Source organism: Salinisphaera sp., from assembly GCF_035690525.1.
Classification (GTDB): Bacteria; Pseudomonadota; Gammaproteobacteria; order Nevskiales; family Salinisphaeraceae; genus Salinisphaera.
In genome coordinates this window covers 1-21101 of record NZ_DASSKM010000129.1, presented here as the reverse complement: position 1 = coordinate 21101, position 21101 = coordinate 1, and the positions used below count along the sequence as shown (strand labels likewise).

The following is a 21101-nucleotide window of genomic DNA, read 5'->3' as shown; positions in this document are numbered from 1 at the left end:
TCAACGCACCCGAAAATCAAGGCCGGCACATGTCCGTCCTTGATTTTCAGGTGCTTCGCGGCCGATGGCCGCGTCGAACACGCGTTTGCGTGCTCGCGCTATCAATCCGGCATGAACGTATCTTCATGCCGGGTTGATAGTTTAAACCGACCGACCAAATACCGGCGCTTACGCCTGTCGGCCCGGCTTCAGTCGGTGCGCGCGGTCAGCCCGGCCCAGAAAATCGGCCAGATCGAAGCCACGCGCCGGTCGTACTCGTCGACCGAATACATGAAGCGCTCGCTGAATAGACCGTCCATCAGGCAATAAAACGCGTCGAGGAAGCCGCGTTCGCTCAACTCCGACCAAACGCCGTCACGCTGGCCCTGGGCATGGATCTCGTGCAGCGCGGCATCGATACGCGCCTCGCCGCGTCCGGTCACCCCACGGACTTCGGAGGCCAGCGGCTCGGGCGGAAACAACAGATAGCGCTTATAGAACACGCCCTGGGCCTCGACCAGGATGAAGCGCGATAAATCGCAGACCAACTCGAACAGGCGGGTATGCACGTCGGCCTGGGCGTGCCCGGCCAGGCTGTCGTCCAGCGCGGCGAAGAACGCTGTCTCGACGCGCTCGACCAGCACCATGAACAGTGCCTGCTTGCTCTCGATATGGTTGTACAGCGAAGGCTTCTGGATACCGACTTCGCTGGCCAGTTGGGACAAGCTCATGCCGTCGTAACCGTGGCGCGCGAACAACGACAACGCCGTATCGTAGACGCGCTCAACCGTGGGCTGCGATGCAGACTGGGTGCTCATGTATCCATCCTACAGTGCCGGCAGACCGCGCTGGGCACAAGCCGTCCGGTCATGTAAACTACCGAACGTTCGTTAGTAGGAGTGTTTCATGAGAGCGTGGATCTGGCTGGCGCTGGGCGCCGGCACCGAAATCGGCTGGGTGGCCGGCTTGAAACTGGCGGCGTCGCCGCTGGCCTGGGCGGCCACGGTCGTGTGTGCCGTAGCCAGCGTGGCCCTGGCGCTGGGCGCGACGCGCGACCTGCCGGCGACTACGGTCTATGTGCTGTTCGTGGGCCTCGGCGCGGTCGGCACGGTGATCTTCGAGGCCGCGGTGCTCGGCGCACAGCTGCATGCGGCGACCTACGGTTTTCTCGCCCTGCTGCTGGTCTGCATCATCGGGCTCAAGAAAACCGGCGGCCGTCGGGAGCACAACTGACATGGCCTGGCTCTGGCTGCTCGCCGCCGGCGCCTGCGAGATCGTCGGCGTGGTCGGCTTCGCCCGTATCAGCCACGGGCAGCGCATATCGGGCGTGATCATCGCCGGCACGGCCTTTTCCGCCGGACTTGCGTGTTTGCACGTGGCCATGACCGCACTGCCGATGGCGGTGGCCTACGGCGTGTTCACCGGCCTCGGCGCGCTCGGCAGCACGCTGATCGGCATCGTGTTCTGGGGCGATTCCGCGCGACCGGCCCGGCTGGTCTGGGTCGCCGGGCTGGTGATCGCGGTGATCGGCCTGAGGATAAGCATGTAATGCGCCGCCGTTGCCGCGCGCCCGGCCGGCGCGGGGTCGCGGCGCGCCGCGACAGCGCCTAAACTAGGCTTATCCAGCCACGCCGGCCCCGCCCCAATGGACAAGCAACTGCTCGAAATTCTGGTCTGCCCGGTCACCGGCTTATCGCTGTCGCTGGCCGAAGCGGCCGCGATCGACGCGCTCAACGCCGCGATCGATGACGGCGCGGCCGAATACGTCGACGGCAGCGCGGTGACCGAACGCGTGGCCGCTCTGCTGGTGACCCGCGACCGCGCCACCGGCTATCGTATTGACGACGGCATCCCGATCATGCTGCCCGAGCGCGGCATCGCCCTGCCCGAAATATCGTGAAAGCCGGCGACGACGCGCTGCAATTGTTCATCGAGCACGTCACGCATATCGACTGCGGCGTGCTGGATGCCGACGCCGGGCTGCGCGGCGCCACTTGGCTGGTCGATGCCACACTGACCGGGCGCCGGGGCGATGACGGCATGCTGTTCGACTTCGGCCCGGCCAAGAAATTGCTCAAGGCCGAAATCGACGCGCTGCTCGATCACCGCCTGCTGGTGCCAGCGCATGCGCCCAACGTGGCGATCGCCGACGGCCGCATCGACTTCGCCACCCGATCGGGCGATCGCTATCGCTATGCCGGCCCGGCGACCGCGACCACCGTGCTCGACGCCGAAACCGTCGAGCCGCGCGCGCTGGCGCGCTGGCTGGAGACGCGTGTGGCGCCGAGGATGCCGGCCACGGTCGAGTCGCTCGCGATCGATCTGCGCGCCGAATCCATCGTCGGCCCGGCCTACGACTACACCCACGGTCTGGCCGCCCACGACGGCAACTGCCAACGCCTGGCGCACGGCCACCGCTGCCGGCTGACGGTAAGGATCGACGGCATGGACCGCGCCGATCTCGCTCAGGCCTGGGCCGACGCCTGGCAGGGCGTGTTCATCGGCGATCGCGCCGACCTGACCACGCCCGCCGACAGCCCGCGGCTCGGCTTCGGCTATAGCGCACCACTGGGCGAGTTCGCGCTCGAGATCGCCGCCGAGCGCTGCGTGCTGCTCGATGGTCCGCCGACGGTGGAGAACATCGCCGATCACATCGCGGCCGGACTCGCCGCGCGCCACCCCGGCTCGCTGGTCGAGGCCCGCGCCTACGAGGGTGTGGGCAAGGGCGCGATCGCGACCCGCAGCTATCGGCCGCGCGCCACAGCCTGATTCACCCATGGACCGCTTATGACCGATTACCTGATCACCAATGCGACGCTCGTCAACGAAGGCGAACGCTTCATCGCCGATCTGCTGATCCAAAACGGCCGAATCGAGCGCATCGACGGCGAGATCGCCGGCCCGCCGGGCGCCGAGGTGATCGACGGCACGGGCTGCTATCTGCTGCCGGGCATGATCGACGACCAAGTGCATTTCCGTGAGCCGGGCCTGACCGACAAGGCCGATCTGGCCAGCGAATCGCGCGCGGCGGTGGCCGGCGGCATCACCAGCTTCATGGACATGCCCAACGTGAAGCCGCCGACGATCGACAACGAAGCCCTGATCGCCAAGCTGGAGATGGCCCGCGGCCGGTGCGCGGCCAACTACGGTTTCTATCTGGGCGCGACCAACGACAACATCGAGGCGATCAAATCGGTCGACGTCACGCGCGCGGCGGGCATCAAGATCTTCATGGGCGCGTCCACCGGCAAGATGCTGGTCGACGACGAGACCGCGCTGGAAGCGATCTTCGAACACTCGCCGCTGACCATTCTCACCCACTGCGAGGACACGCCGATGATCGAGGCGAACGCGGAAAAAGCCCGCGCGCGCTTCGGCGAGGACGTGCCGATGCGCCAGCATCCGGTGATTCGCTCCAGAGCCGCTTGCATGGCGTCGTCGAAGAAGGCGATCGACCTGGCCACGCGCCACGACGCGCGCCTGCATATCCTGCACATCACCACCGCCGAGGAGTTGGCCCTGTTCACGGCCGGGCCGATGGCGCCCAAGCAGATCACGGCCGAGGCTTGTGTGCATCATCTGTTTTTCACCGACGCGGATTACGAACGCCTCGGCACGCTGATCAAGTGCAACCCGGCGATCAAGACCGCCGCGGATCGCGCCGCCTTATTGAAAGCGGTGGCCGACGACACCATCGACATCCTGGCGACCGACCACGCGCCGCACGTACGCGCCGACAAGGACAACCCTTATTTCACGGCACCCGCGGGCCTGCCGCTGGTGCAACACGCATTGGTGTCGCTGGTCGATCATGTCTCGGCCGGCCATTTCAGCATGGAGCAGTTGGTACAAAAAGCCGCGCACAACGTCGCCGATCGCTTCGATATCGCCGGGCGCGGCTATCTGCGCGAGGGCTATTGGGCCGACGTGGTGCTGGTCGATCCGGCTGGGCGCACCGTGGTCGACGATGAGCCGATCCTGGCCAAATGCGGCTGGACGCCGTTTGCCGGGCACAGCTTCGATGCCCGCGTGGTGGCGACTTTCGTATCTGGCCAAGCCGCGTATCATGGCGGTAAACTTAGCCAAGGCTGTATCGGCGAGGCGTTGACCTACGATCGGCGCTGACAGCCGGCCGCGCCCGCTGAATCATCGGCCGTGGCGCGGTCCCACGCCACGTGAGCGTTTTCGAGGTGTCGAAGTATGGAAACCAGCGATCTGCGCAAGGCGGGGCTCAAGGCCACACTCCCGCGCCTGAAAATACTGGAGGTCCTGCAACAGAACCGACAGGATCATCTGTCGGCCGAGGACGTCTATCGCCGTCTGCTGGACAACGAGGAAGACATCGGCCTGGCCACGATCTACCGCGTGCTGTCCCAGTTCGAGGATGCCGGACTGGTCATCCGGCACCATTTCGAGGACGGTCATGCCCTGTTCGAGCTGGAACAGGGTCCGCACGATCATCTGATCTGCGTGAAGTGCGGCAAGATCGAGGAATTCTTCGACGACGAAATGCAGCAGCGCCAGCGCGATCTGGCGCAGAAATCCGGCTTCGACCTATCCAAGCACACGCTCGTGCTGTACGGCGAGTGCCAGGCCGCCAACTGCGAGAACGCTTCCCACGGGCGCAAGAAGGATTCCTGAAAAACTTTCAGAGCCAAGACTCGCCCCTTCCAAACCTTTCGTCATGACGTTAGACCCGGCGCGCGGGTTGCCGAAGCTTTCGGTCCGTCGTTAGACTTCTTCGCTTTAACACGATTCGCGGCCATAACGCGTTGTCATAACGCGGCGCTGCCCGGCGCCGATTTTGCCGCGATCCAGCAAGCGGGACGGATGTCCATGATCAAACCCCACGGTTCGACCAGTCTCAATCCGCTGTTCGTGGCCGACGCCACGGCACGCGGCCAACTCGTACAGGAAGCCCGCGAACTGCCTCATATCACGGTCAGCTCGGCGGCCGCCGCCAACGCCGTCATGCTCGGCGCGGGCTATTTCAACCCGCTGACCGGCTATATGACCAAGGCCGACGCGCTGGCCGTGGCGCGCGACTTGCGCACCACCGACGGGCTGTTCTGGCCGATTCCGATCGTCAACATCGTGGCCGATCCGGAACCCATCCGCGGCGCGGCCCGTATCGCGCTGGGCGACCCGAACGTCGAGGGCCAGCCGGCGGTCGCGGTGCAGGATGTCGAGGGCATCGAGGAAATCTCGGACGCCGAGATGAACCAGATGGTCGTCAATATCTTCGGCACCGACAGCGAGGAACATCCGGGCGTCGCCACCTTCAAGGGTTTGGGCCGCTATATCGTGCACGGTCCGATTCAGGTGCTCAACTTCAGCTATTTCGAGCACGACTTCCCAGACACCTTCCGTACCGCGCAATCTATCCGCGACGAGTTCGCCGAGCGCGGCTGGGACAAGGTCGTGGCGTTCCAAACCCGCAACCCCATGCACCGCGCCCATGAAGCGGTCTGCAAGATGGCGCTGGAGGCCACCGGCGCCGACGGCCTGCTCATTCATATGCTGCTGGGCAAGCTCAAGCCAGGCGATGTGCCGGCCGCCGTGCGCGATGCCGCCATTCGCCGGATGGTCGATGTGTATTTCCCCCCGAACACGGTGATGATCGCTGGCTACGGCTTCGACATGATGTATGCCGGGCCCAGAGAGGCGGTGCTGCACGCGGTGTTCCGCCAGAACGCGGGTTGTTCGTATCTCTGCGTCGGCCGCGATCACGCCGGCGTGGGCGATTTCTACGGCGCCTTCGATTCGCAGAAAATCTTCGACGAGAAAGTGCCCGCCGACGCGCTCGAGATCGACATCTTCCGCGCCGACCATACGGCGTTTTCCAAAAAGCTCGGCCGCGTCGTGATGATGCGCGACGCGCCGGATCACACCAAGGAGGATTTTGTGATCCTCTCCGGCACCGCGGTGCGCGAAATGCTCGGCCGCGGCGAGGCGCCGCCCGAGGAATTCTCGCGGCCCGAGGTCGCCGAGATCCTGATGGATCATTATCGCAGCCGGTGATCCGGCGATTCGGCAGCGCGGACCCGCGCGCTGCCCTTGGCATCGCCACCGGCGGCCCGCCTGGCGCCGAACGCAACAAAGCGCTGTCGGCCATGGCATGTCCGTCCTTGATTTTCAAGTGCTTCGCGGCCGATGGCTGCGGCGAGCACGCGTTTGCGTACTCGCGCTATTAACCCGGCATGAAGGTATTTTCATGCTGGGTTAACAAAGGTCGTTTTTCTCGCACCCTTATAAATCGGTATATAATTTGCTGAATTGAACAAATAACGCGGGGTCCGGCATGCAGCTGACCACCCATACCGATTACGCGCTACGGCTGCTGATCTATCTGGCGATACGCAACGACGCCATGCCCGCGACCATCCAGGCCGTGGCCACGCGCTATCGGGTATCGGCGAATCATATGGCCAAAGTCGCGCAGACCCTGGTCCAGCTCGGCTATCTGCACAGCCATCGCGGCCGGGGCGGCGGCCTGACGCTGGCGCGGCCGGCGGAGAAGATCAACCTCGGCGCGCTGGTGCGCCAGACCGAGAACCTACGGCTGTTGGAATGCTTCGGCCCGAACTCGACCTGCCCGATCGATCCAATCTGCGGCCTCAAGAGCGTGCTCGGCCGCGCCCAGGAGGCGTTTCTTGAAGTACTCGACGGTTACACTCTCGCCGCGCTGATCAGCAACGACAATGAACTCAGACAACGGCTGGCGCTATAGTGTTTTTGCACTTTTAGCGAACAGTCGTAACCGTTTTCTGGCAAAAGAACACAGCCTGAACATCCGCTGGAAAGCTGATTTGAAGAGTATTCAATCTGCGCAAATCTGCGTTCATCTGCGGATAAATAACTTTAAAAAGGTGGAAATTGCTCTAGCCTGATGGAACGGCCGACCCGGTAAAACCTTTACCGGGATTCTTACGACAACGAGGAGGCCCGCATGCGAACCGCATTGACCGAACTGCTCGCTATCGACCATCCCGTGCTGCTGGCGCCGATGGGCGGCGTATCCGGCGGCGCCCTGGCGCGCGCAGTCAGCGAGGCCGGCGGTCTCGGCCTGATCGGCGCCGGCTACGGCGACGCCGATTGGCTGGCGCGCGAGATGGCGCTTTGCACCGACTGTCGGTTTGGCGTCGGCTTCATCACCTGGGCGCTGCACCAACGGCCCGAACTGCTCGATCTCGCGCTGGCGCAGTCGCCGGCGGCGATCCTGTTCTCGTTCGGCGACTGCCGCGACTATGTGCCCCGCGTGCACGCCGCGGGCGCGCGGGTAATCTGTCAGGTGGGCAGCGTGACCGAGGCCGAGCGGGCGGCGCAAGACGGGGCCGATCTGATCGTGGCCCAAGGCACCGAGGGCGGCGGTCACGGCGGGGGCCGCAGCACCTTCGCCCTAACCCCCGCGGTGGTGGACGCGGTCGCGCCGATACCGGTGGTGGCCGCCGGCGGGGTGGCCGACGGCCGCGGGCTCGCGGCGGCGCTGATGCTGGGCGCGACCGGCGTCCTGGTCGGCACGCGTTTTTATGCCAGCCGGGAAGCGCTGGGTTTAGAAGCGGCCAAGCAGGCGATCGTTACGGCGGGCGGCGACGCCACCCTGCGCACCCGTGTCTTTGATATCGTGCGCGGCTACGACTGGCCCGGCGGCTATACCGGCCGCGTGATCGGCAACCGCTTCACCGAAACCTGGCATGGCCGGGAAGCCGAACTGACCGGCGAGGCCGCCGACGAGCGGCGCCGCTATCACGAGGCGGTGGCACGGGGCGACGCCGAAACCGCGGTACTGTTCGCCGGCGAGGCCATCGATTTGATACGCGCCGTCGAGCCGGCCGGTACGATCGTGGCCCGCCTGATTCGCGAAGCCGAGACCGTGCTGGCCGGCACGTTCGACTGACGCTATGGAGCGTCCTCGCGCGACCCGCCCAGCACGAGGGCCAGGTCGATCCGCTCGATCGCACCGAGCCCGGCTTCCAGCGCGCCTTCCGCGCACAGGCCGGCGATCGCGGCATCCCGGTAACCGGCGCGCGCGGCTTCGACACAGGCCGCGCGCACCCGTTCGGCAATGGCCATACGTTCGGCGTCGTTCATTCCGCGCGCTCCAGATAGCGCTTGAGCACCACCGCATTGTTGCACTCGGTATCCTTGGCGGCGAAGATCAGCGTCAGCCCTTCGTCCCCGGCGTGGCTTTGCAAGTCGTCGAGAATTTCTTGGATATCTTGATCGGCGGCGTCCAGTTCTCGCCAATAGGCGTCGTGGAAACCCTCCCAACGCTCGCGGTCGTGACCGAACCAACGGCGCAGCTCCTTCGAGGGCGCCAGGCTCTTGGGCCAGGCGTCCAGCCTGGCGTCGCGTTTGGCCACGCCGCGCGGCCACATACCATCCACCAACGCCCGATAGCCGTCGTCGTCGGCGGCATCCTCGTAAATGCGTTTGACTCGAATGCGCATTGAGCGGCTCCCGAAAGCTTTGGCTTGATTACCCCACGCCTGCGGCCCCGGGTCAATCGCCGGCTGTATCGGGCCGCCGATGCAAGCGCAAGGTCAGCGCCAGCGGGAAAGTAGCCGCGGCATAGACGATCATCGGCAGCATGGCGAGCCAGGGCGTTCCTGTCGCCTGCGCCAGCAACCCCCCGAGCAGCGGCACGATGAAGGCGATGCTATAGCCGATCACGAAGATGCCGGCGGTCATCCGGCCGGCCTCGCCGGCTGCTGCCAGATAGGGCGCGGCCATGACGATCAACGTCAGCTGCATGGCGGTCGCCATGCCCAGGATGAAGGCCGCCACCAGCGCCCCCGCGCCGCCGAAGACCAGCATCAACGCGCCCGCGGCGGTGCTGACCAGCGAGGTGGCGATCAGCGGCAACCGTCGCATGACCAGCCGGCGCACGGCGGCGATCATGATCAGCGAGGCGAAAATCTGGCTTATATTGAACCAGAACAGCGCCTGTTGGAGCGCATCGCCCCGGCTGCCGACGATGTCGGCCATATAGGCATTGGTGCCCATGAACAGCACCGAAGTCGCGCTCGACAGCAGCCCCAGGCGCCACATCGTAGCACTGCGCCAGTCTGGCCAGGCCGCGACCGCGCGGCCCGCCGATCGCGCCGCGCCGCGCCGCGGCAAATACAGCGCAGCGATAATCCCGGCCGCGGGCAGCGACCAGAACACCAGGGCCAGTCGCCAATCGCCGCCGGCCGCCGGCAGCACCCACAGCTGGGTCAGGCCGGCGCTCGCGAATTCGCCGCAGTACATGCCGTTCATGTACACGCCGACCGCCAGCGCCACGATCGCCGGACACCAAGCATCGGCGAGCGCGGCCATGGCGGGCTGCATGACGGCGATCCCCAGGCCGGTCAGGGCGGTGGCCGCATACAACACGGCCACCGGCGGCGCGGCGCCGCGCGCGCACGAAGCGGCCGCGGCCAGCGCCAGGCCGGCAACGACCGCGTTGCGCGGGCCGAGCCGCGCCACCACCAGCGAGCCGAGCACCGCGCCCACCGCGAGCATCAAAACCGGCAGCGTGGTCAGCGCCCCGGTGGCCGCCTGACCCAGCCCCAGATCGGCGCTGATGCGCGGCGACAGCGGCGGCGCGACCAGCACCGGAATCCGTAGATAAAGCCCGGTCAGCCAGAGCAAGCAAAGAATGCCGACCCCGCCTAGGGGCTGTTGCCGTTTCATACGACGCCGCGCCGGCGGCCATTTTGGTGCAAGACAAGGCGCAGCGGGCGTACGGTAGTCATTCTACCGTAGCGCGCTGCAACGCTGGATTGCGGCAAAATGGCCCCGGCCCTTTCGGGTTGCGGCCCCAAATCGCGCCATCCGGCGTTGCAGAGCTTGACCGCAGAGTGACTGCGGCCGGCGCTCTGCGCCTTGGCTGACACGATTTGGGGCCGCAACGCGGGGCCGTATGAAACAGCAGCAGCCCCTAGCGGCTGTTCGAGCCACAAGCGCCGCATCGCCTCAGCCGTGCCCGGAATCGACCGGCAGCACGGCCTTCTTCAGGGCCGACCCGATGCGCCGGACGAGCCCGACGAAAGTGACCGCCCACGCAACGAGCGCGATATAGCAGAAAATCTCCGCCGCAGGATCGGTGAAGGCCAACCCCATCGACTGGCTCATATGCTCGGTGGCCACGGCATACATACCCAGCGGAAACACCAGCCCCCAGTACATCGGTTCGTAGGTTAGCGGCACCCCGCGCATGCCGTGTCGCCAACAGCCAAAAATAGCCAGCAGCGGCAGCCACCAGGTGCCCCCGGCCCAGCAGAACACGGTAAAGCCTTCGAGAAACGGCCGCAGCGAGGCCAGATACGGTGCGCCGTGCACGCTGTGCGTGATCAGCATCGAGCCGGCCAGAGTGGAAATCGCCAGCGCACCCATGCTGATCCAGTGGGTCGGCAGCAGGTTTTCCGGGGTGAGCGCGAAGAAATAGAAGCGGTAGAAGATCAGCAGCCCCAGCCACAGGTAGAGCATGATGCCCGCCAGCCACAGTGCCAACGCCGCGAAATGCAGCTCCAGGCGAGCCGGCTGGTCCCACTGGCCGGCCAGATGGGTGGTCAGCACGGCGAGCGACTGCATGGCGACCACGGCAATCAGCCAGCCGCCGTTGATGCCGGCGTCGAGCGTCGGTTTTTCTTGCCGCAGCGCCAACGCCGTGAACACCGCATAAGTCAACACCGCCCACAACACGGCCGCGGCCGCGAGCAGGCCGGCCGCGGCGCGCTCGGCCTGAGCGAACACGATGCATTGGCTGCCCAGCACGGCGGTCGCGGCGATCCAGGTGAAATAGCCCGGCCCGGAGTCCGGGTCGTGCAGGTCCGCCAAACAGCGTCGCGGGTACAGGATCAAGCGCAGACCGTGCAGCAGCGCCAGCACGGCATAAAACGCACCGTTGAGATAAAACAGCGCACGGCCGACCACGGCCGGGCCCAGGCCGTGGGCCGCGATCGAGACGATACCGGTCGCCATGACCAACGCGAAATAAGCCGGCGGCAGATCGAGAACGACAGCGCGCAGCGAGACCGGAAAATCCATGCCTGAAATCGATGAAGCGGGGCCCATAGCCTACCGCGCGCGCCGTGATCGGGCGATCCCGGCCTTGTCCAAGATGCGCTGGATCATCGGCAACTCGCTGCGCATTCGTCCGCGCATGACCTCGGTGCGCGATCACGATCTTTTCGATCGGTGCCATGACGCGGCCCGAAGAGAGGACATTCCCGCCTAACGCAGTGGCGCGATTTTGCCTACCGCTTGACGCGGCGCGTATAGCCGATTCAAATTCCGGAACTATTGTCCCGCCTATCAGAACCATAACGAGTGGCGCTATGACGATTTCCGTGGAACGCGCTTTCGGGCTGTTGCGCATTGTCTGCGAGGCCGACCGGCCGCCGCGTTTTTCCGACATCGTGGGTATATCGGGCCTGCCCAAGTCGACCGTGAACCGGCTGTTGGCCACCCTCGGCGACCAGGGCTTGGTACGCTTCGACGTCGAAGACAAATGCTACCGGCCCGGATTCGGGCTGCTCTCGCTCGCGGCCGGCACCTGGGCCGGCCTGGATATCCGGCGCGCGGCCGCCGACGAGATGGCGGCCATGCTCGCCGAACTGGGCGAGACCGTGCATCTGGCCGTGCTCGACGGCGACGAGATCATCTATCTCGACAAGCTGGAAAGCGCGCAATCGATCCGCCTGTTCTCGGCCGTGGGCAAACGCGGGCCGGTCTATTGCACCGGCATCGGCAAGGCGATCCTGGCCGAACTGGACGAGGCCCAGCGCGAGGCCATCATCGCCGGGCTGGCGCCGCGCCCCTACACGGCCCACACCCTGACCTCGCCGGAAACCCTGCGCGCCGAGTTGGAAGCCATCCATCGGCGCGGCTGCGCCTACGACATGGAAGAGCACGAGGAAGGCATTCGCTGCGTGGCGGTGGCCATTCGCAATTTCCGCGGCGAGCCGATCGCGGGACTGAGCGTGACCTCCACCGCGAGCCGCCTCGCCGGCACCCGGATGACCGACGAGATTCGGCCGCGCATTCTGGCCGCCGGCCGCCGCATCTCGGCCGCGCTGGGCCACCTGCCGACCCCATGTTAGACATGCCGACAACGCGGCATCTCCACCAAAGTCGCAATTGACATTAAAGCCACACCCGCTTTTAGTGATCGTACGCCAGGCGAAACAGAAGTTCCGCATCACGGAACAAACAAGGAACCGGAGGAGAGCATCATGAGATTTTCATTCAAGCGCGGCCCGCTACTGGCCGCGGTGCTGATTGGCGGGCTCGCCATAACGACAACCGGCACCACCTGGGCCGCCGACAGCGGTTCGTCGAGCGACGAGACCTGTGTCAATCCCTCGCCGTCGAACATGTCGTTTTCGGACATGAAGGTCGGCTTCTCGCAGTCCGAAAATCTGCAGAACCCGTTTCGGGCCGCGGAAACCCAGTCGATCCGTCAGACCGCGAAGAAGGTGGGCGTCAAGAAACTGCTCTACGCCAACGCCAACAGCGACCAGGCCAAGCAGGTCTCGGACATCAAGTCGATGATCAACCAGGGCGTGGACGCCCTGATCATCGCGCCACTCAACGCCACCGGGCTGAAGCCGGCCCTGGACGCCGCCAACGCACACAATATTCCGGTGGTGACTATCGACCGCCAGACGGCCGGCGAATTCTGCAAGGACTTCATCACCTTCATCGGCTCGAACTTCTATGAGCAGGCGGTTCGGGCGGCCAAGCAACTGGTCGAGGCGACCGACGGCCAAGCCAAGATCGTCGAACTGCAGGGCGCCTACGGCAACTCGGTCGAGACCGCCCGCACCAAGGGCTTCGCGGACGTCATCGATAAGCATTCCGGGATGCAGATCGTGGCCAAGCAGACGGCCAACTGGTCGACCACGAACGCCCAGCACGTGATGTCGCAGATCCTGCTGTCGCACCCCGATGTCAACGCCGTCTACGCGCAGAGCGACACCATGGCGCTGGGCGCGATCAAGGCGATCCGTCAGTTCGGCAAGCAGCCGGGCAAGGACGTCAAGATCGTGACCATCGACGGCACCAAGAAACTGGTCCAGATGGTGGCCGATGGCAAGGTCGCGGCCGACGTCGAAACCAACCCGCACTTCGGACCGCTGGCCTTCGGCGCGCTTAAGGACTGGTTCCACGGCAAGCCGGTACAGAAGAAGATCATCCAGCACGATCACCTGTACACGAGCGAAAACGCCCAGAAGATGCTGGACAAGGGCGTGGTCTACTAAATCGGCCGAGCTTTTGGGGACTCCGGCGGCGGCCACCGGGCCGCCGTCGGCTTCTCCGAGTTGCCATATTGCCGCGGCGGGCGCGCGGCCGCCCTATCGAGCCACCCCATACCCATCCGGAGAACGCTTTCGTGAACGCGCCCGAACACCCGGACCAGCCGGTGCTCGAAGCCCGGCATATCACCAAGACCTTCCGCGGCTTCAAGGCACTCGACGATGTGTCGTTCGACCTGCGGGCCGGCGAGGTACACGGCCTGATGGGCGAGAACGGCGCGGGCAAGTCCACGCTGATCAAGACGCTCACCGGCTTCCACGCGCCGGACGCCGGCGAACTCCGGCTGGCCGGAAACGCGGCGCGCTTCACCAGCCCGCGGGAATCGCAGGCCGCCGGCATCGCCGCCGTGTACCAGGAAATCAACCTGATTCCCGAACGCAGCGTTGCCGAAAACATCATGCTCGGCCGCGAACCGCGCATCGCCCGCACGATCATCGACCGCCGACGCCTCAATGCCGAGGCGGACGCGCTGCTGGCGCGCTACGGTATCGGCGTAAACGCGCGGACCCGGCTCGCCGGCCTGGGGCTCGGCATGCAGCAGATGATCGCCATCACGCGCGCGGTCGCGCTCGGCGCGCGCGTGGTGATCCTCGACGAGCCGACTTCGGCGCTGTCCGGCTCGGAAGTGGACCTGTTGTTCGATCTGGTCAACCGGCTGCGCGACGACGGCGTGGCGACCCTGTTCGTCAGCCACCGATTGTCGGAATGCTATGCGCTGTGCGACCGGCTCACGGTGCTGCGCGATGGCAAGCACATCCGCACCGGCACCCCCGAGGAGCTGCCGCGCACCGAGCTGGTCACCGCCATGCTCGGCCACGAGCGCGAAGCCGAGGTGGCCCGGGGCGAAGGCCGAGACCTGAGTGCCGAGCCGCGCGTGCTGTCGACCCAGGACCTGTGCTGGCGCGACCGGGTGCGCGACGTCTCCATCGACGTGCACGCCGGCGAAGTGGTCGGCCTGGTCGGCCTGCTCGGTTCCGGCCGCACCGAAACCTTCAAGGCGATCTTCGGCGCTACGCGCGCCGAGGGCGGCCGCATTACTCTCGACGGCACGCCGCTGACCCGCCACACACCGGCGGTTTCGATCGGCCGCGGCATCGCTTTCTTGCCGGAGGATCGCCGCGCCGAGGGCATCTTCGGGCGCCTGCCGATCCGCGAGAACATGACCGCGACCACGCTCGGCGCGCTGGGCCGCTTTGGCCTGGTGTCGCGCCGGCGCCAAGTCGCGCTGGTGGATGAATTCGTCGACGAGCTGTCGATCAAGTGCAGCGGCGCGAACCAGCCGATCTCCGAGCTGTCCGGCGGTAACCAGCAGAAGGTGCTGCTGGCGCGCTGCCTGGCCACGCGCCCGCGGGCGCTGTTGCTGGACGATCCGACCCGCGGCATCGATGTCGGCGCCAAGGACGAGGTGCACGCCGTGATTCGGCGGCTCGCCGGCGAGGGCATCGCGGTGCTGATTACTTCTTCGGAGGTCGAGGAATTGTTGACCGTATGCGACCGGCTGATCGCGATCAGCGAAGGCGAAACGGCCGGCGAACTGGAAGTGGGCGGCACCAGCGCCGAGGACGTGCTGGCGCTACTGGCCGCTGCGGCCGATCGAAACCCGACCCGAGCGAGCGCGTAACGCCATGACCGATACCGCCGGTTCCGCCAAACCCAAACTCACAGCCCGGGCGTCGCATAGCCGGGAAACAGCGAGCTGGACCGACTGGCTGCGCACGAACAGCGTGTACATCGCGTTCGCTCTGCTGGTGATCTTCAATCTGGCGGTCACGCCGGGCTTCAACAATCTCTATGCGCTGCGTCTGCTGCTGTTCCAAGCCGCGCCGCTGATCCTGATCGCGCTCGGCCAGAGTCTGGCCATCGGCACCCGCGGCATCGATCTGTCGGTCGGCTCGCTGATGGCGCTGTCCTCGTCGATGATCGCGGTCGCGATCGGCCTCGGCCAGCCGGGCGCAATCGCCGTCGCTATTCTCACGACCGCCTTCGTGGGCCTGTTCAACGGCGCGATGGTGACGTTCCTGCGCGTCGATCCGTTGATTTCGGGGCTGGCCCTGCTGGTCGCCGGCCGCGGCCTGGCCAAGGTGCTGTTGGACGGCTCGCGGGTTGGTCTGCCCTCCGGCGGTCCGCTGGGCTGGCTCGGCATGGCTTCGTATGTGTTCATTCCGGCGACCGCGATCATCGCGATCGTGATCGCGGTGATCGTGGCCGCGCTGGTGCGCCGCACCACGTTCGGCCGCTATACGCTGTTCGCCGGCGCCAGCCGCTCGGCCGCGTTTCTCGCCGGCACCCCGGTGCGCCGCACCCTGCTCGGCGTTTACGCGATCAGCGGCCTGCTGGCCGGACTGGCCGGGGTGTTCGCCTCGGCACGCACCGGCGCGGCCGATCCCAACTATATCGGCGTGCTGTTCGAGCTGGACGCCATCGCCGCCGCGGTGATCGGCGGCAATCCGCTGTCCGGCGGGCGCATCTCGATCATGGGCGCGGTGTTCGGCGCATTGCTGCTGGAAGTGCTGAACGCGACGTTCATCATGAACAATATCGATTACACCTACGCACAGATACTAAAGGCCGCCTTCATCGTGGCCGCGTTGTATCTTCAGCGGGCGGGGCACTGAGCATGAGCGAAACCGTCGTCACGACCCGGCCGGCCACCGGGCGCATTCGCCGCGAGCGCGTGATCGCGTTGATCCAATCGCGGCTGGCGCTGGCCGTGTTGATCGCGCTTACCCTGGCCGCGGGCAGCTATTTCCCGAATCTGCTGCGCGTCGCCAATCTCAGCAACATCGTCATCGCGGCCTCGTTTCTCGGCGTGATCGTGCTCGGTCAGAGCTTCGTGCTGATCATGGGCGGTCTGGATCTGTCGGTGGGTTCGATGTTGGCGCTGGGCACGGTGGTCTCGGCTTATACCCTGCCCTACGGCTGGGTAGCGGCGCTGCTCTGCCCGGTGCTGGTGGGCGCCGCGATCGGTACGCTCGACGGCACCCTGATCGCCAAGGCGAAAATGGCCCCGTTCATCGTTACGCTGGCCGCGCTGCTGGGCATCCACGGGATAGCCCTATCGTTTGCCAAGCAAAGCATGAACCTGGGCGATTCCGGCTTTTTCGGGGTGATCGCCAACGGCGAGATCGCGGGCGTCAGCAACCTGATCTGGATTCTCGTCGCGGCTTATGTCATCGGCGCCCTGGTGCTCAATCACACGCGCTACGGCATGGCGCTGTTCGCAATCGGCGGCAATGAAGAAGCCGCCCGCATGATGGGGATCCGCGTCGAGCGCATCAAGATCATCACCTACGCCGTGAGCGGTGGGCTGTCGGGCTTGGCCGGCGCCTTGCTGGCCTCGCGTCTGAATTCGGGACTACCGACCGCGGGCACGGGCTACGAGTTGCAATCGATCGCCGCGGCCGTGGTCGGCGGCGTGCTGCTGACCGGCGGCGTGGGCACGCTCACCGGTGCGCTGTCCGGCGTGCTGCTGTTGGGGCTGATCCAGAACATCATCAACCAGATCGGCACGCTTTCGGCCTCTTACCAGCAATTGGCCAGCGGCGCCTTTCTGCTGGTCGCGGTGATTATCCAGTCGCTACTGAGCCATCGCCGCGGCGGCGAGATCTAAAACTCCCGGCCGCGGGGCCAAGAGCTTTCTTAAATCCACATCACCGCCAGCGCGACCGCGCACACCAGCACCCAGCCCGGCTCGTGGTTGCGTCGCAGGCGCGCCAGCGAAAACCGGCGATCGTCGCCGCTGCGCCAGGGCGTGAGCCGCGGCCAGAAATGCGGCACATGAATCGCGTGCCGGCGCTCTTCCTCGGGGAAAAGCTCTTTCAGCCGGCTGTATTCGCGATCGTATTTGCGCGGCATATAGCTGAACAGGAAGATACCGACGCCGATCGCGCCGGCGATCCACAACGCGATGCCGAGCGCCGAGTATGCGTTGCCCGCCGCCATGGCGATGCCGACCAAAACCGCCAGCGAACCGAGATAAGCCGGGTTACGGCTATGCGCGTAGGGCCCGGTGGTCGTGAGATTCAGGTTCTTTTCCAGATGCCCGAATGTCCAGGCGCGGATCGCCAGGCCGAGGATGACGAAAAAACATCCCCCGATAAATGTCGGCCAGGACGGCTCGGCCAACGCCAACAGCACGAATGCCGCGATATAGAGCGAGATCTGGCGCGACGTGATTTTACGTTTGCGCCAACGCTCCCGAAACGATCGATCGGTCCGGGTATAGGCCTCACTGACCATGAGCGCTCCCAGCATGGGAAATGAGCCGCTATGCTACTCCGGGCACCGCAGGATCAGATTCAACTAAAATCAAATAAACATAAAGCCCGGCCAATAACGGATCGGCCGACGCGAATAATTTATTTTGGTCGGCCAACATCAAACCATGTCGCTGGCACATACACAAAAAAATCGATGGATGTGCCCATGATCCGCAGGACGGCAGAACAGCCAACTTATACCAACCGTCATAAAAACCGACCGGTTTTGCGAAGGAAATCAGTCCGCAAATAAACGCAAACGCCCGCAGATAAAGAGGCCCGTCTATACTTTTTTGCCCTTCAGAGGTATTGGTGAATAAATATATTGGATCATGCCCGGCGATGTCGGATCAGGCCTTCCTGCACCACCGACGCGGCCAGGCGGCCGTCGCGGGTGAAGATCAGGCCGCGCGACAGACCGCGGGCATCCTGGGCGCCCGGGCTGTCCATGGCATAAAGCAGCCAGTCGTCGACCGCCGGATCACCGTGAAACCATAGCGCGTGGTCGATGCTCGCCATCTGCATGCCGGGCGTGAAGAACGACACACCGTGCGGCAACTGGGCCGTGGTCAACAGATTGAAATCGCTGGCATAGGTCAGCACGGCGCGGTGCAGGGCGCGATCCGCCGGCAGCGCCGCCTTGGTCCGAAACCAGACATACTGCTTCGGCTCGCGCTGGTCGGGCGCGAGCATGTTCCAGGGTTCGACCGGGCGCAGGTCGATGGCGATATCGCGGCCGACCGCTTCGCGCAGCGATTCCGGCACACGGTCCAGCGCGCCGACCCATTCATGGCGCAGCTCATCGTGGCTCGCCAGGCCTTCCGGGCCGGGCACGTCCGGCATTTCGGCCTGATGCACGTAGCCGTCCTCGGCGACGTGAAAAGAAGCCAGCATGGAGAAGATCGGCCGGCCGTGCTGGATGGCCTGAACCCGACGCGCGGCGAAGCTGCGCCCGTCGCGGATGTTCTCCACCTCGTAGACGATCGGCTTGTCCATATCGCCGGGGCGCAGGAAATAGCCGTGCATGGAATGCGCGAGCTGGCCGGAGGCGACGGTGCGCGTGGCGGCCACCATCGCCTGTCCGGCGACTTGGCCGCCGAACACACTTCGGCCGCCGAGATTACGTGAACTGCCGCGAAACAGCCGATCCTCCAGCACTTCCAGATCGAGCTGGGTCAACAGATCGGCGACCAGCGCCTCGGGCTCTTGAGCCATGATCATCGTCCTCGAACGCGTGAGTCGTCTAATCCAGCGCCGACGCCTCCGCGGCGCGCAGCACGAAATCGCCGCGGGCGAAGGCGATCGGGCGCCCGCGATCGCCTTGCCAGCATTCGGCCTGCACCTGGGCGATGGCGCGTCCGGCACGGATTACACGGGCGGCGACATGACAGTCCGCCAACTCGGCCGCGCGCCAGTAATCGATGGTGAAATCCACCGGATCGGGCAGCCTCGGCTGGGTCTGGCTGATCAGCGTTTCCAGCTGCATGGCCAGTTCCAGCACCCCGGCCACGGTGCCGCCGTGCAACGCCGGCTTGGCCGCGTTGCCGACATGGGTATCGCGGTAGGGCATGACGTAGCGGCGGGCGTCGCCCTCGTCGACGACGGCGAGGCCGAGAAAGCGCGCGAACGGGATGGCATCGATCAGCGCCTTGTAATCGCCGCGGGCGCGGGCATCCCGCAGGCGCCGCGCCGCCGTGCCCGACAGGCTGCGATTCAGATCGTGGCGCGAAGCGCTCATGGCAGCACCGATCCACCGGTACGCATGAAGGTCGCGGTGCAGCGCGCGGTGGGCCGCCCGGAATCGCCCTGATGCAGCATCGCGGTCGCGAACGCGACGTTGCGAGTCACGTGATGGCAGCTCGCCACGATCTCGAGATCGCGCCCGGCCACCGCCGGCCGCAAATAGTCCATGCGCAGATCCAGCGTCGCGACCGCCTCCATTCCAGGCATGGCGAGGAACACCGCCAGACCGCAACTGGAATCGGCCGCCGTGGTGGCGATCGCGGTATGCCATAGTCCGGCTTTGACGTTACCGAGGAAATCCTCGCGATAGGCCAGCCGGGTATGCACGTCCGGCGGGCCCGCGCTGATCAGCGTCAGCCCGATGGCGCGATTATGCGGAATCGCGTCGGTAAACCGCTGCGCAATCTTCCCTCGAACGACGGGATCGGATTTGTCGATGCTGTCAGTCATCAATGAGAAGATAGCGGCCTCGAATCACCCTGTCACTCGCCCGGAAACCGACGCAACCCGGCGCGCGGGCGACGATATAGCGGCCCGCCGGTCCGACCGCGCGCCAGCAACCGATGACACCACGATTTATTACGTCACCCGGCCGGAAAAATAGGCGCTAATCGATTGCCTTGTCGACCAGATCGCGCATGATGCCGTCGAGATCGTCGATGGCATCGGGCACGTCCAAGCCGTGGCGGTCCGCGAGATAACCCGGCTTGCTGTAGTTCACATGCACCGCGCCGTCGGTGTCTTCGCTGACCAGGATGCGCATCGGCAAATCGACCGCCACGGTCTGGCCGCCGGCGATCATCCGGGCCTGTTCGGCGCCGGCATCGAACACCACGAGCGTGGCCGGATCGTCGTTGTCGTCGAGCATACTGCCGATGGCATGTGCGGCCGCGCGATGGTCGAACTGTTGCAGCAGTTCGAGATCGTCGTTGTCGTTGATGGCGTCGATGAGCTGATCGAGCGTGGTGGCGAAATCGCGGTCGCTGATGCGATCGACGATGCCCTCGCCCCGGCCGATACCGTCGACGCCGCCGGCGCGCGACACGCCGTTGCTGGCAACCGCATCGCCGACCCACGTGGCTATGTCCTCGGCGAGCCCGTCGAGCGCGTCCCGAGCGTCGGCGACATCGTAGCGCGCGGCCAGATAGTCGCTGCTGTTATAGGCGACGCCGACGTTGCCGGAATCGAGGCCGGGCAAGCCGTTGGCCGGGCCGATGGCCGGGTCGATAGCGGGATCGCCGGCTCCGTCGCCGGTCCGGTAGACGAGGATCGCCGGCGGCAGGTCGAGCCCGGCGCGGCGGTCGGCCGCGATAATGGGCGTCATGCGCTGCGGGTCTTCGTACATGATCACGCGGGTCGGCCGGATATCGCGGCCGGCGGCGTCGGCTTCGGCCTGCAGATCCACCGTGAGCGTCTGGTCGTAGTTCCGGCGCTCGATCGCCTGTTGCAAATTATTGAAAGTCCGGGTGAAAAGATAATCCGAGACCGCCACGTTCAGACCGGCGACCTCGGTGTCCGCGACGGCGACGGTATTGTCGTTGCCGCTGCCGTTGTCGTTGCCGTCGAAGACATTCGTCCAGTCGATGTCGCAGCCGGTCATGGCGATGGCCAATATCGGGACGGCGAGCAGGGCCCCGCATGCGCGGATCGTATTCATGGCGATTGTTTTTCGTGTGCGACCGTCTGTCGCCAACTTAGCGCTATTCGAAACGTTCGCGCCAGCGCTGCACGGCGACCTGTTCCTTGACCAATTCCAGCACTTCGATGGTGGCGTCGCGGATTTCCGTCGACGCCGCGCCCATGTCCTGCGCCAAC

The 21101-nt window shown here is 65.5% G+C and carries 26 protein-coding genes; 16 read left to right on the top strand and 10 right to left on the bottom strand.

Features of this window, described 5'->3' with window-relative positions; genetic code table 11:
* Window positions 1–188 precede the first annotated feature (188 nt).
* Entirely contained in the window at window positions 189–797 is a 609-nt protein-coding gene (locus VFJ08_RS09765) for a TetR/AcrR family transcriptional regulator (protein ID WP_324997014.1), read from the bottom strand.
* A gap of 88 nt (window positions 798–885) precedes the next feature.
* Between VFJ08_RS09765 and VFJ08_RS09760 the strand changes: the two genes are divergently transcribed.
* The 10 genes from VFJ08_RS09760 to VFJ08_RS09715 all read left to right on the top strand — a co-directional run bounded on the left by VFJ08_RS09760 (window position 886) and on the right by VFJ08_RS09715 (window position 7876).
* Window positions 886–1212: a DMT family transporter gene (locus VFJ08_RS09760; protein WP_324997013.1), complete on the top strand. Its 327-nt coding sequence runs from the start codon at window positions 886–888 to the stop codon at window positions 1210–1212.
* 1 nt (window position 1213) lies between these two features.
* The gene (locus VFJ08_RS09755; RefSeq protein WP_324997012.1) at window positions 1214–1528 is read left to right on the top strand and encodes a DMT family transporter; all 315 of its coding nucleotides are present in this window, start codon (window positions 1214–1216) and stop codon (window positions 1526–1528) included.
* 96 nt (window positions 1529–1624) lie between these two features.
* Window positions 1625–1879 carry a Trm112 family protein gene (locus VFJ08_RS09750; protein WP_324997011.1) on the top strand — a complete coding sequence of 85 codons (255 nt, stop codon included), beginning with the start codon at window positions 1625–1627 and terminating at the stop codon, window positions 1877–1879.
* Window positions 1876–2748 (top strand): 6-pyruvoyl trahydropterin synthase family protein, encoded by an 873-nt coding sequence (locus VFJ08_RS09745; protein ID WP_324997010.1) that lies wholly within the window; start codon window positions 1876–1878, stop codon window positions 2746–2748. Before VFJ08_RS09750 ends, VFJ08_RS09745 begins: the two co-directional genes overlap by 4 nt.
* 18 nt (window positions 2749–2766) lie before the next feature.
* Entirely contained in the window at window positions 2767–4104 is a 1338-nt protein-coding gene (locus tag VFJ08_RS09740) for a dihydroorotase (protein ID WP_324997009.1), read from the top strand.
* Window positions 4105–4179: 75 nt separating this feature from the next.
* Window positions 4180–4620 carry a ferric iron uptake transcriptional regulator gene (gene fur / locus VFJ08_RS09735; protein WP_324997008.1) on the top strand — a complete coding sequence of 147 codons (441 nt, stop codon included), beginning with the start codon at window positions 4180–4182 and terminating at the stop codon, window positions 4618–4620.
* Between the two features lie 195 nt (window positions 4621–4815).
* Complete coding sequence (gene sat, locus VFJ08_RS09730; protein ID WP_324997007.1) at window positions 4816–6000, top strand: sulfate adenylyltransferase; 1185 nt, start codon at window positions 4816–4818, stop codon at window positions 5998–6000.
* Between the two features lie 280 nt (window positions 6001–6280).
* Window positions 6281–6709, top strand: coding sequence for an Rrf2 family transcriptional regulator (locus VFJ08_RS09725; protein ID WP_324997006.1), 429 nt, complete (start codon window positions 6281–6283; stop codon window positions 6707–6709).
* Window positions 6681–6869, top strand: a complete 189-nt coding sequence (locus tag VFJ08_RS09720) for a hypothetical protein (RefSeq protein WP_324997005.1) — start codon at window positions 6681–6683, stop codon at window positions 6867–6869. The genes VFJ08_RS09725 and VFJ08_RS09720 overlap by 29 nt, the downstream gene beginning before the upstream one ends.
* 59 nt (window positions 6870–6928) lie before the next feature.
* Entirely contained in the window at window positions 6929–7876 is a 948-nt protein-coding gene (locus VFJ08_RS09715) for a nitronate monooxygenase (protein WP_324997004.1), read from the top strand.
* A gap of 2 nt (window positions 7877–7878) precedes the next feature.
* Here the strand turns inward: VFJ08_RS09715 and VFJ08_RS09710 are convergent, their stop codons facing one another.
* The 4 genes from VFJ08_RS09710 to VFJ08_RS09695 all read right to left on the bottom strand — a co-directional run bounded on the left by VFJ08_RS09710 (window position 7879) and on the right by VFJ08_RS09695 (window position 11013).
* On the bottom strand, window positions 7879–8070 hold the full coding sequence (locus VFJ08_RS09710) for a hypothetical protein (RefSeq protein WP_324997003.1): 192 nt from the start codon (window positions 8068–8070) through the stop codon (window positions 7879–7881).
* On the bottom strand, window positions 8067–8429 hold the full coding sequence (locus tag VFJ08_RS09705) for a DUF488 domain-containing protein (protein ID WP_324997002.1): 363 nt from the start codon (window positions 8427–8429) through the stop codon (window positions 8067–8069). Before VFJ08_RS09705 ends, VFJ08_RS09710 begins: the two co-directional genes overlap by 4 nt.
* Window positions 8430–8481: 52 nt before the next feature.
* Window positions 8482–9657, bottom strand: coding sequence for a CynX/NimT family MFS transporter (locus tag VFJ08_RS09700; RefSeq protein WP_324997001.1), 1176 nt, complete (start codon window positions 9655–9657; stop codon window positions 8482–8484).
* 282 nt (window positions 9658–9939) lie between these two features.
* Window positions 9940–11013 (bottom strand): tellurite resistance/C4-dicarboxylate transporter family protein, encoded by a 1074-nt coding sequence (locus tag VFJ08_RS09695; RefSeq protein WP_324997000.1) that lies wholly within the window; start codon window positions 11011–11013, stop codon window positions 9940–9942.
* Between VFJ08_RS09695 and VFJ08_RS09690 the strand changes: the two genes are divergently transcribed.
* The 6 genes from VFJ08_RS09690 to VFJ08_RS09665 all read left to right on the top strand — a co-directional run bounded on the left by VFJ08_RS09690 (window position 11012) and on the right by VFJ08_RS09665 (window position 16894).
* The gene (locus tag VFJ08_RS09690) at window positions 11012–11203 is read left to right on the top strand and encodes a hypothetical protein (RefSeq protein ID WP_324996999.1); all 192 of its coding nucleotides are present in this window, start codon (window positions 11012–11014) and stop codon (window positions 11201–11203) included. The genes VFJ08_RS09695 and VFJ08_RS09690 overlap by 2 nt on opposite strands.
* Before the next feature lie 100 nt (window positions 11204–11303).
* Complete coding sequence (locus tag VFJ08_RS09685; RefSeq protein WP_324996998.1) at window positions 11304–12068, top strand: IclR family transcriptional regulator; 765 nt, start codon at window positions 11304–11306, stop codon at window positions 12066–12068.
* 132 nt (window positions 12069–12200) lie between these two features.
* Window positions 12201–13229, top strand: coding sequence for an ABC transporter substrate-binding protein (locus tag VFJ08_RS09680; protein WP_324996997.1), 1029 nt, complete (start codon window positions 12201–12203; stop codon window positions 13227–13229).
* A gap of 131 nt (window positions 13230–13360) precedes the next feature.
* Entirely contained in the window at window positions 13361–14905 is a 1545-nt protein-coding gene (locus VFJ08_RS09675; protein ID WP_324996996.1) for a sugar ABC transporter ATP-binding protein, read from the top strand.
* Between the two features lie 4 nt (window positions 14906–14909).
* Window positions 14910–15899, top strand: a complete 990-nt coding sequence (locus tag VFJ08_RS09670; protein WP_324996995.1) for an ABC transporter permease — start codon at window positions 14910–14912, stop codon at window positions 15897–15899.
* Between the two features lie 2 nt (window positions 15900–15901).
* Window positions 15902–16894 carry an ABC transporter permease gene (locus VFJ08_RS09665; RefSeq protein ID WP_324996994.1) on the top strand — a complete coding sequence of 331 codons (993 nt, stop codon included), beginning with the start codon at window positions 15902–15904 and terminating at the stop codon, window positions 16892–16894.
* Between the two features lie 29 nt (window positions 16895–16923).
* Here the strand turns inward: VFJ08_RS09665 and VFJ08_RS09660 are convergent, their stop codons facing one another.
* The 5 genes from VFJ08_RS09660 to VFJ08_RS09640 all read right to left on the bottom strand — a co-directional run bounded on the left by VFJ08_RS09660 (window position 16924) and on the right by VFJ08_RS09640 (window position 20943).
* Entirely contained in the window at window positions 16924–17538 is a 615-nt protein-coding gene (locus VFJ08_RS09660) for a methyltransferase family protein (protein ID WP_324996993.1), read from the bottom strand.
* A 335-nt stretch (window positions 17539–17873) separates the two neighbouring features.
* Entirely contained in the window at window positions 17874–18758 is an 885-nt protein-coding gene (gene tesB, locus VFJ08_RS09655) for an acyl-CoA thioesterase II (protein ID WP_324996992.1), read from the bottom strand.
* A gap of 28 nt (window positions 18759–18786) precedes the next feature.
* Window positions 18787–19281 carry a PaaI family thioesterase gene (locus VFJ08_RS09650; protein ID WP_324996991.1) on the bottom strand — a complete coding sequence of 165 codons (495 nt, stop codon included), beginning with the start codon at window positions 19279–19281 and terminating at the stop codon, window positions 18787–18789.
* Window positions 19278–19736 (bottom strand): PaaI family thioesterase, encoded by a 459-nt coding sequence (locus VFJ08_RS09645; protein WP_324996990.1) that lies wholly within the window; start codon window positions 19734–19736, stop codon window positions 19278–19280. The genes VFJ08_RS09650 and VFJ08_RS09645 overlap by 4 nt, the downstream gene beginning before the upstream one ends.
* Window positions 19737–19893: 157 nt before the next feature.
* Window positions 19894–20943 carry a DUF302 domain-containing protein gene (locus VFJ08_RS09640; protein WP_324996989.1) on the bottom strand — a complete coding sequence of 350 codons (1050 nt, stop codon included), beginning with the start codon at window positions 20941–20943 and terminating at the stop codon, window positions 19894–19896.
* Window positions 20944–21101 lie beyond the last annotated feature (158 nt).

Bases quoted from the DNA above. Each gene is read 5' to 3' on its own strand.
- VFJ08_RS09715 (WP_324997004.1), top strand. From the start codon at position 6,929: ATGCGAACCGCATTGACCGAACTGCTCGCTATCGACCATCCCGTGCTG.
- VFJ08_RS09665 (WP_324996994.1), top strand. From the start codon at position 15,902: ATGAGCGAAACCGTCGTCACGACCCGGCCGGCCACCGGGCGCATTCGC.
- VFJ08_RS09720 (WP_324997005.1), top strand. From the start codon at position 6,681: ATGAACTCAGACAACGGCTGGCGCTATAGTGTTTTTGCACTTTTAGCG.
- VFJ08_RS09660 (WP_324996993.1), bottom strand. From the start codon at position 17,538: ATGCTGGGAGCGCTCATGGTCAGTGAGGCCTATACCCGGACCGATCGA.
- tesB (WP_324996992.1), bottom strand. From the start codon at position 18,758: ATGGCTCAAGAGCCCGAGGCGCTGGTCGCCGATCTGTTGACCCAGCTC.
- VFJ08_RS09645 (WP_324996990.1), bottom strand. From the start codon at position 19,736: ATGACTGACAGCATCGACAAATCCGATCCCGTCGTTCGAGGGAAGATT.
- VFJ08_RS09650 (WP_324996991.1), bottom strand. From the start codon at position 19,281: ATGAGCGCTTCGCGCCACGATCTGAATCGCAGCCTGTCGGGCACGGCG.
- VFJ08_RS09705 (WP_324997002.1), bottom strand. From the start codon at position 8,429: ATGCGCATTCGAGTCAAACGCATTTACGAGGATGCCGCCGACGACGAC.
- VFJ08_RS09755 (WP_324997012.1), top strand. From the start codon at position 1,214: ATGGCCTGGCTCTGGCTGCTCGCCGCCGGCGCCTGCGAGATCGTCGGC.
- VFJ08_RS09710 (WP_324997003.1), bottom strand. From the start codon at position 8,070: ATGAACGACGCCGAACGTATGGCCATTGCCGAACGGGTGCGCGCGGCC.
- fur (WP_324997008.1), top strand. From the start codon at position 4,180: ATGGAAACCAGCGATCTGCGCAAGGCGGGGCTCAAGGCCACACTCCCG.
- VFJ08_RS09670 (WP_324996995.1), top strand. From the start codon at position 14,910: ATGACCGATACCGCCGGTTCCGCCAAACCCAAACTCACAGCCCGGGCG.
- VFJ08_RS09690 (WP_324996999.1), top strand. From the start codon at position 11,012: ATGCCTGAAATCGATGAAGCGGGGCCCATAGCCTACCGCGCGCGCCGT.
- VFJ08_RS09750 (WP_324997011.1), top strand. From the start codon at position 1,625: ATGGACAAGCAACTGCTCGAAATTCTGGTCTGCCCGGTCACCGGCTTA.
- VFJ08_RS09740 (WP_324997009.1), top strand. From the start codon at position 2,767: ATGACCGATTACCTGATCACCAATGCGACGCTCGTCAACGAAGGCGAA.
- VFJ08_RS09680 (WP_324996997.1), top strand. From the start codon at position 12,201: ATGAGATTTTCATTCAAGCGCGGCCCGCTACTGGCCGCGGTGCTGATT.
- VFJ08_RS09765 (WP_324997014.1), bottom strand. From the start codon at position 797: ATGAGCACCCAGTCTGCATCGCAGCCCACGGTTGAGCGCGTCTACGAT.
- sat (WP_324997007.1), top strand. From the start codon at position 4,816: ATGATCAAACCCCACGGTTCGACCAGTCTCAATCCGCTGTTCGTGGCC.
- VFJ08_RS09695 (WP_324997000.1), bottom strand. From the start codon at position 11,013: ATGGATTTTCCGGTCTCGCTGCGCGCTGTCGTTCTCGATCTGCCGCCG.
- VFJ08_RS09760 (WP_324997013.1), top strand. From the start codon at position 886: ATGAGAGCGTGGATCTGGCTGGCGCTGGGCGCCGGCACCGAAATCGGC.
- VFJ08_RS09640 (WP_324996989.1), bottom strand. From the start codon at position 20,943: ATGAATACGATCCGCGCATGCGGGGCCCTGCTCGCCGTCCCGATATTG.
- VFJ08_RS09685 (WP_324996998.1), top strand. From the start codon at position 11,304: ATGACGATTTCCGTGGAACGCGCTTTCGGGCTGTTGCGCATTGTCTGC.
- VFJ08_RS09725 (WP_324997006.1), top strand. From the start codon at position 6,281: ATGCAGCTGACCACCCATACCGATTACGCGCTACGGCTGCTGATCTAT.
- VFJ08_RS09700 (WP_324997001.1), bottom strand. From the start codon at position 9,657: ATGAAACGGCAACAGCCCCTAGGCGGGGTCGGCATTCTTTGCTTGCTC.